Annotated in this window: 7 protein-coding genes; all 7 read right to left on the bottom strand. The window is 66.1% G+C overall.

Features of this window, described 5'->3' with window-relative positions:
* Positions 1-825: type II secretion system F family protein (locus PMI42_RS06885; protein ID WP_008131924.1), on the bottom strand; the 825-nt coding region annotated here is incomplete at its 3' end.
* Positions 826-838: 13 nt separating this feature from the next.
* Positions 839-2,302 (bottom strand): TadA family conjugal transfer-associated ATPase, encoded by a 1,464-nt coding sequence (locus PMI42_RS06880; RefSeq protein WP_008131922.1) that lies wholly within the window; start codon positions 2,300-2,302, stop codon positions 839-841.
* A gap of 21 nt (positions 2,303-2,323) precedes the next feature.
* Positions 2,324-3,592: a CpaE/TadZ family protein gene (locus PMI42_RS06875; protein WP_008131920.1), complete on the bottom strand. Its 1,269-nt coding sequence runs from the start codon at positions 3,590-3,592 to the stop codon at positions 2,324-2,326.
* Complete coding sequence (locus tag PMI42_RS06870) at positions 3,589-4,323, bottom strand: CpaD family pilus assembly protein (protein ID WP_008131919.1); 735 nt, start codon at positions 4,321-4,323, stop codon at positions 3,589-3,591. The genes PMI42_RS06875 and PMI42_RS06870 overlap by 4 nt, the downstream gene beginning before the upstream one ends.
* 20 nt (positions 4,324-4,343) lie before the next feature.
* Positions 4,344-5,819, bottom strand: a complete 1,476-nt coding sequence (locus PMI42_RS06865; RefSeq protein ID WP_008131918.1) for a type II and III secretion system protein family protein — start codon at positions 5,817-5,819, stop codon at positions 4,344-4,346.
* A gap of 11 nt (positions 5,820-5,830) precedes the next feature.
* The gene (gene cpaB / locus PMI42_RS06860) at positions 5,831-6,628 is read right to left on the bottom strand and encodes a Flp pilus assembly protein CpaB (RefSeq protein WP_008131917.1); all 798 of its coding nucleotides are present in this window, start codon (positions 6,626-6,628) and stop codon (positions 5,831-5,833) included.
* 127 nt (positions 6,629-6,755) lie between these two features.
* Positions 6,756-7,280: an A24 family peptidase gene (locus PMI42_RS06855; protein ID WP_008131916.1), complete on the bottom strand. Its 525-nt coding sequence runs from the start codon at positions 7,278-7,280 to the stop codon at positions 6,756-6,758.
* Between the last annotated feature and the right edge of the window lie 133 nt (positions 7,281-7,413).

Raw genomic sequence — 7,413 nt, 5'->3', positions numbered from 1 at the left:
GGGGGGGGAGCCGATGATGCCGGCCGAGGCCTTGGCTTCCATCGACATCGCCTGGATCTTCTCTTTCATCTTCTTGCGGTCGCGCAGCACCTTGGAGAGGTTGCCGAGCGCTTCGGAGAGGTTGCCGCCCGACTTCTGCTGGATCGACACCACGATGCCGAAGAAATTGGCTTCCGGCAGCGGCATGCGATCGTAGAGCCGCGTACAGGCCTCGCCGAGCGGCATGCCGATCGCCTGCGTCTCGATGATCTGCAGGAACTCGCTGCGCAGGGGTTCGGGCGCGTCGGCCGCGACCACCTTGATCGATTCGAACAGCGGCAGGCCCGCCTTGATGCCGCGGACGATCACGTCGACCGCGTCCGGCAGCGCCTTCAGGAACTTCGCTTCGCGACGCTTCTTCAGATAACCGAGCGCCCAGCGCGGCAGGCCGAGGCCGCCGGCAAAGGCGAGGCCTGCGGCGCCGAGCAGGCCGCCGCCGCCGAACATGACGCCCGCGAAAAACACGCCCGCCACCACGGCGGACACGATCCAGAATTTCTGCACCGTCCAGTCGAGCCCGGCCTGCGACAGGCGGACGTTGAGCGGTACGCTCTTCTCCTGCTGGCGCCGTGCCTCGAGATCCTTGAGCGAGGTCTCGACCTGCTCGCGGCGCGATCGCTGGCTTTTTTCAGCCTGCTTGGCCGCAGGCGCGTCGGCGCGCGAGATCGAGGCGCGGCGGCTTTCCGCCTTCTGCTGTCCGGACAGCAACGGATAGAGGAAAACCCAGGCGATGCCGCCGACGGCGGCGGTGGCAAGGAAGGCGAGGGCGAGGACCTGCATGTTCATGGCGCTGACCTGCTCACGTCTTTGGCGCCACTTCGGCGGCATCGAGCGCCGCGGCAAGGCGCTTCTCGTCGCCGTAATAGCGGGCGCGCTCCCAGAACTTCGGGCGGCCGATGCCGGTCGAGCGGTGCCGGCCGATGATCTTGCCGTTGGCGTCCTCGCCGACCATGTCGTAGAGGAAGATGTCCTGGGTGATGATGGTGTCGCCTTCCATGCCCATCACCTCGGTGATGTGGGTGATGCGGCGCGAGCCGTCGCGCAGGCGTGCGGCCTGGACGATGACGTCGATCGAGGCGCAGATCATCTCGCGAATGGTTCGCGACGGAAGGGAAAAGCCGCCCATCGTGATCATGGATTCGCAGCGCGACAGCGCCTCGCGGGGGTTGTTGGCGTGCAGCGTGCCCATCGAGCCGTCGTGGCCGGTGTTCATGGCCTGGAGCAGGTCGAACGCCTCGGGTCCGCGGACCTCGCCGACGATGATGCGTTCGGGGCGCATACGCAGGCAGTTGCGCACCAATTCGCGCATGGTGACCTGGCCCTCGCCCTCGATGTTGGGCGGGCGGGTTTCCAGCCGCACCACATGGGGCTGCTGGAGCTGGAGCTCGGCGGCGTCCTCGCAGGTGATGACGCGCTCGTCATGCTCGATATAGTTGGTCAGGCAGTTCAGCAGCGTGGTCTTGCCCGAACCGGTACCGCCGGAGATCAGCACGTTGCAGCGGACGCGGCCGATGATCTGGAGGATCTCGGCGCCTTCAGGCGAGATCGCGCCGAACTTGACCAGCTGATCGAGCGTCAGCTTGTCCTTCTTGAACTTACGAATGGTGAGCGTGGGGCCGTCGATCGACAGCGGCGGCACGATGGCGTTGACGCGGGAGCCGTCGGCGAGGCGCGCGTCGCAGATCGGCGAGGATTCGTCGACGCGCCGGCCGACCTGGCTGACGATGCGCTGGCAGATGTTGAGCAGCTGCTGGTTGTCGCGAAAGCGGATGCCGGTCTTCTGGATCTTGCCGTTGACTTCGATGAAGACGGTGTTGGCGCCGTTGACCATGATATCGGCGATGTCGTCGCGCGACAGCAGCGGCTCGAGCGGGCCGTAGCCGAGCACGTCGTTGCAGATGTCGTCGAGCAATTCTTCCTGCTCGGCGATCGACATCACGATGTTCTTGATCGCGATGATCTCGTTGACGATGTCGCGAATTTCCTCGCGCGCGGATTCGGAGTCCAGCTTGGCGAGCTGGGCGAGGTCGATGGCCTCGATCAGCGCACCGAAGATGGTGGCCTTGACCTCGTAGTAATTGTCCGAGCGGCGGGTTTCCATGGTCGGCGCGGGCTTCGCCGGGGCAAGCGGCGGCGAGGCGACGGCCGGCGGGGGCGGCGCGCGCGACACCGTCGGCGCCGGAGCCTGGACAGGCTCTGGCGACACGGCGCCGGGCTTGGGAGCCCGAGTATCGGTGTCTGTTCCGCTACGCTTACCGAACACTTAACGACTCCATGCGGCGGCCTATTTTCCCCGCAACTTCTCAATCAGGGGTGAAAGCAGGGACGACTTTTGTTTCTTCGTCTCGCTGCGGCCGGTCAGGCGCTGGGCGATCTGGAGGAACATCTCGATCGATTTGTGGTTGGCGGAGATCTCCGCGATCATCTGGCCGTTGTTGGCCGCCGAGCCGAAGATCTGCGGCTCGAACGGGATCGAGACGACCGGCTGGCTCTCGATCGCCTTGGCGAACTCCGTGGCGGCGATTTCGGGCCGCTTCGGGATCCCGACCTGGTTCAGGCAGTAGAGCGGCGGCCGGTCGTTGGGCCGCGCGGCCTTCAGCAGATCGAACAGGTTCTTGGTATTGCGCAAATTGGCAAGGTCCGGCGCGGCCACGATCAGGATGTCGTCCGCGCCGATCAGGGCCCGCTTGGTCCAGCCCGACCATTGGTGCGGGATGTCCAGCACGATGCAGGGCATGGTGGAGCGCAACGTGTCGAACACGGCATCGAAGGCATCGGCGCCGAAATCATAGACCCGGTCGAGCGTCGCCGGCGCCGCCAGCAGGCTGAGATGGTCGGTGCATTTCGACAGCAGGCGGTCGATGAAGGCGGTGTCGACGCGATCGGGCGAGAACACGGCGTCGGCAATGCCCTGCGGCGGGTCCTGGTTGTAGTCGAGCCCGGCGGTGCCGAAGGCGAGGTCGAGATCGGCGACGACCGCGTCCATCGCGAGGTCGCGCGCGATCGCCCAGGCCACGTTGTGGGAGATGGTGGAGGCGCCGACGCCGCCCTTGGCGCCGACCACGGCGATGATGCGGCCGACCGCCTTGGCTTCCGGCGCCGAGAACAAATTGCAGATCGAGCGAACGACGTCGATCGGGCCGACCGGGGCGAGAACGTAGTCGCTGACGCCGCGGCGCACCAGCTCGCGATAGAGCATGACGTCGTTGATGCGGCCGATCACGACCACGCGGGTGCCGGCGTCGCAGACCGTGGCGAGATGGTCGAGGCCGCTCAGGAGGTCGTTGCGGCCGTCGCTTTCGAGCACGATCACGTTCGGCGTGGGGGCCGAGCGATAGGCTTCGATCGCGGCCGCCATGCCGCCCATCTGGATCTTCAGGTGAGCCTTGCCGAGGCGGCGATCCTCGCCGGCCGACTGCACCGCGGCAGCGGTCTCCACGGTCTCGCAGAAGGCCTGGACCGACACGCGCGGCGCGGGCGCAATATGCTCCTCGACCGGCGGGAGAGAGGCCTCCGGCTGCTCTTCTTGAGTCTGGCGAGCGTAGCTGATCATTTGCCGGTGTCGCTGAGTTTGGCCTTGTCGGATTCGGGATAGGCGGTCGCGGTCGTCGTGCCCTTGCGATACTTCTCGAGGCTCATGATGCGACGCGCCGTGTAGGACGGCGTTTCAGGCCTCGGCTGCTCGAGGTCCGACGGATTGTCGACCATGGCCGCCATGTTGCGCTGATAGGCGCAGCCGTAATTGTAATATTCCTTGTTCTCGAACCAGCTCTTGTTCTTCATCGAGGGGCCGAGGTCCTCCGGCCACAGGCCGCAGGGACCGGCCACCGCGGCGATCCTGGAATAGGTCAGCCGGATCGGCGGCAGGAAGCGCTTGTCTTCCGGCTGATAGGGACGAACATTGATGCCGCGCGGCGGCACGCCCGCGGCCGCCAGCATCGACTGGATCTCGCGCAGCGTTTCCGCGACCGGGCGCGCATTCGGCGTGCCGGACGGCGCGTCGATACGGATCGCGCCGGTGCCCTCGTGCAGCCAGGCCGACGCGACACCCATCACGTCGGCGCGCTGGGCGGCGGACAATCCGCCGCGGGCGTGGCCGACGAAAACGACGATCGAGCGGTTCTGCTCTTCGATCGCGATCGGATGGCGCTGCTTGTAGTCATCGGGAATCGAGGCGGTGGTCACCTCGTCGTGCTGGCACCCGCCGAGCGCAAGCGCGATGCCGACCAGCGCGCCACCGAAGCCGATGGCGCGTTTGCGAATTTGGGGTGGTCTTGTGGTCATAACGAAGTCCCCGTTCCGCTTCAGTCGGTGATAAAGCCGTAGGTGCCGCGGTAATTGCGTGCCGGCTCGGTCTTGCCGGGCACGCCGTAGATGCGGTTGATGTTGCCGATCAGCTCGGCCTGCGGATCAGCAGGCGGAGCGAAGCCGTCATCCGGGCGCGAGAGGTCTTTTGGCGCGACCGCGCGGACGACATAAGGGGTCACGATCACGACCAGCTCGGTCGCGTTGTTGACGAAGTCGCGGCTGCGGAACAGCGTGCCGAGGACCGGGAGCTGCATCAGTCCCGGTAGTCCGCTGATCGCCTGCTTGGTCTGCTGCTGGATCAGGCCGGCCATCGCCATCGCGCCGCCGGAGGGAATTTCCAGCGAGGTCTCGGCGCGGCGGGTCTTGATCGAGGGCACCGTCAGCGAGTTCACCGAGGTCGAGGTCACGGCCTGCGACAGCGTGATCGCATTCTCATTCGACAGTTCCGAGACTTCGGTCATCACGCGCAGGCTGATCTTGCCCTCGCTCAGCACCACGGGGGTGAAGTTGAGCGAGATGCCGAACTTCTTGAAGCTGATCTGGGTGGTACAGACATGCGTGGTGGGATCGCACGCATAGCCGGCCGGCACCGGGAATTCGCCGCCGGCGATGAAGGTCGCGGACTCACCGGAGATCGCGGTCAGGTTCGGCTCGGCCAGCGTCCGGATCACGCCCGCGGTCTCCATCGCGCGCAGGGTCGCCTGCACCGACGGCGTGGAGCCGAACTTCGTGGTCAGGCTGTTGCCGTCCACGAGATTGTGGCCAAGGGCCGTGAACGGGTTCGAGTTGGTGAAGCTCACCACCGAGGTGCCGTAATTCAGGTTCGCAGTGAGGTCGATGCCGAGCTGCTTGACGATGGTGCGCGCCACTTCGGCGACCGTCACCTTCAGCATGACCTGGTCGCGGCCGCGGACGACGATCGAGTTCACCACCTTCTCGGGGCCGCCGGTGAGGCGCGCGGCGAGATCGTTGGCCTGCTGCGCTTCCAGCGGGTTCGCTGCCGTGCCGGTCAGGACGACGCCGTCGCCGAGACCGTCGATCTGGATGTCGGCATTGGGGAGCACCTGCTTCAGCGCCGCCCGCAGGCCATTGAGATCGCGCTTGACCGCGATGTCATAGGCCGCGATCTGCTGTCCCGCGGCATCGAAGAACACGATATTGGTCTGGCCCACCGCGGCGCCGATGATGTAGGCGCGCTGCGACGAGCGCACCACCGCATTGGCGATCTTGGGATCGGCGACAAGCACGTCCTTGATGTCCCGCGGCAGGTCGATCACGATCGACTTGCCGATGCCGAGCGAGAGGAAGCGCGCGTTCATCTGGCCGTCGGCCGCAGCCGGCGCCACGGGGCGGTAATCGGCGGCGACCGCGGGGGTGAGCACCGGGTTGAGCGCCAGCGCGAAGGCGGCCGAAAACGACAGGGCGCGGACCGTTGAGGTTCGCATCGTCGCCAAATCTGCCCTGCATTTCATATCGACAGTCCTCATCGTGCCTTCGCCGTCGAGCTTGGGATGCCGTAGCGAATGATCGAAACGCCATCGCGCTTCTGCGCGGAATCATCGAGCGTGATCTCGCTCAGCTTGACGTCGACGATGCTGCGCAGCGCCAGCGACAGCGTGCCGCTCTGGCGGGCTGCGGACAGCGTCGCGGTCTGCGTGGGATTGAGCTCGAGCGTGACGGTCTTGCCGACCACCGCGTTCTGGCCGTCCTTCTCCTTCGGGGCCTGGTCGATCGCGAGCACGCGTACATTGGCGAGGATGATTTCGGACGTCACGACGTCCTGGGCGCCGGCGGTCTGGTCGGGATTCTTGAGGCGTCGCGTCAGAAGCACGTCGACGCGGTCGTTGGGCAGGATGAAGCCGCCCGCGCCGGTTTCCGGCGAAATTTCGGTCGAGATCGCGCGCATGCCGGTCGGCAGGATCGCCGCCATGAAGCCGGAGCCCTCGGCCTTGACCAGCTTCTGGTCGCGGATCGGCTCACCCTGGATGAAGGGGGAGCGGGCGATCGAACCGGTCACCTGGGTCGCGCCCTCGGGACGCTCGTTGCGGCGGATGAAGGTGGTGCTGGCGGTCGCGGACGGCCAGGTCTGCCATTGCACGTCTTCCGGCTTGACGGTCTGGCCGAGGCCGATGTCGTTCTTGGCGACCAGCACGTCGACGGTGGGAAGCTGCGCGACCGGAGCTGCCGGAGGCGGCGCAGAGTCCGAGCCGCTCGCCAGATACGCGGCGATGCCGCCGGCGCAGATGGCGACCGTCAGGACGACTATGCGTGCCCTATTCATACGCTTCACTTTCCACAAAACGCCGCGACGCTGCCGCCGCCGTAATCGGCAGTTGACCAGCTATTCGTCAAAGCATGGTTAATGAGGCGTATCTAAATCGCCTTAACGCCGGGTTGACCCGGTGTGTTCAGCGCAGTGCGAGGTGGGCGAGGTCGATCGCCTTCACCCATTCGGTCTCCGGATAGACCATCAGCGCGCCAAGCGTGAGCGCGATGCCGTAAGGGATGCCGCTCTCCTTGTCGTGCAGCCGTGCCAGCCAGGCCTGGCCCGCCAGCCCGTAAGGCAACGGCCATTGCCGGAACTGGAGCAGGAGCAGCGTCAGCGCTCCGCCGAACAGCGAGGCGTAGAGCAGGAAATCCATCAGTTGGGCGAAGCCGAACCAGAGCGCGACAGAAGCCGCGACCTTGGCGTCGCCGCCGCCCATCCAGCCCATCGCAAAGCAGCCGAAGGCCACCACCAGGAGCAGCGCACCAGCGCCGACATGACCGAGCATCTCGTAAGGTGCCATGCCACCGGCGAGCGCGAGCACGAAGAAGCCTGCGACCAGTGCCAGCGACACGCGGTTCGAGATGGTCATCGTGAAGAGATCGCTCGCGGCGGCGAAGGCCATCAGGGCCGGGAACAGCAGAAGGCGCGCAAGGTCGAGGATCATGGGCTGCGTCTTGAGCTCGGTCTTGATCTGGGGTTCGCCGCAGGATCCGGCGTCGGGCGATGCTAGCCGGCAGTGCTAAACAAACCGAAAACGGCGGCCGTGGCCCGGCAGGCGGAACCCGCGAGAGGCGTGC

Origin of the sequence: Bradyrhizobium sp. YR681, from assembly GCF_000282615.1 — a bacterium.
Taxonomy (GTDB): domain Bacteria; phylum Pseudomonadota; class Alphaproteobacteria; order Rhizobiales; family Xanthobacteraceae; genus Bradyrhizobium.
Note: the sequence above shows the minus strand (reverse complement) of the source record. Positions and strands in the feature narration are given on the sequence as shown.

Bases quoted from the DNA above. Each gene is read 5' to 3' on its own strand.
- PMI42_RS06875 (WP_008131920.1), bottom strand. From the start codon at position 3,592: ATGATCAGCTACGCTCGCCAGACTCAAGAAGAGCAGCCGGAGGCCTCT.
- PMI42_RS06870 (WP_008131919.1), bottom strand. From the start codon at position 4,323: ATGACCACAAGACCACCCCAAATTCGCAAACGCGCCATCGGCTTCGGT.
- PMI42_RS06865 (WP_008131918.1), bottom strand. From the start codon at position 5,819: ATGAAATGCAGGGCAGATTTGGCGACGATGCGAACCTCAACGGTCCGC.
- cpaB (WP_008131917.1), bottom strand. From the start codon at position 6,628: ATGAATAGGGCACGCATAGTCGTCCTGACGGTCGCCATCTGCGCCGGC.
- PMI42_RS06855 (WP_008131916.1), bottom strand. From the start codon at position 7,280: ATGATCCTCGACCTTGCGCGCCTTCTGCTGTTCCCGGCCCTGATGGCC.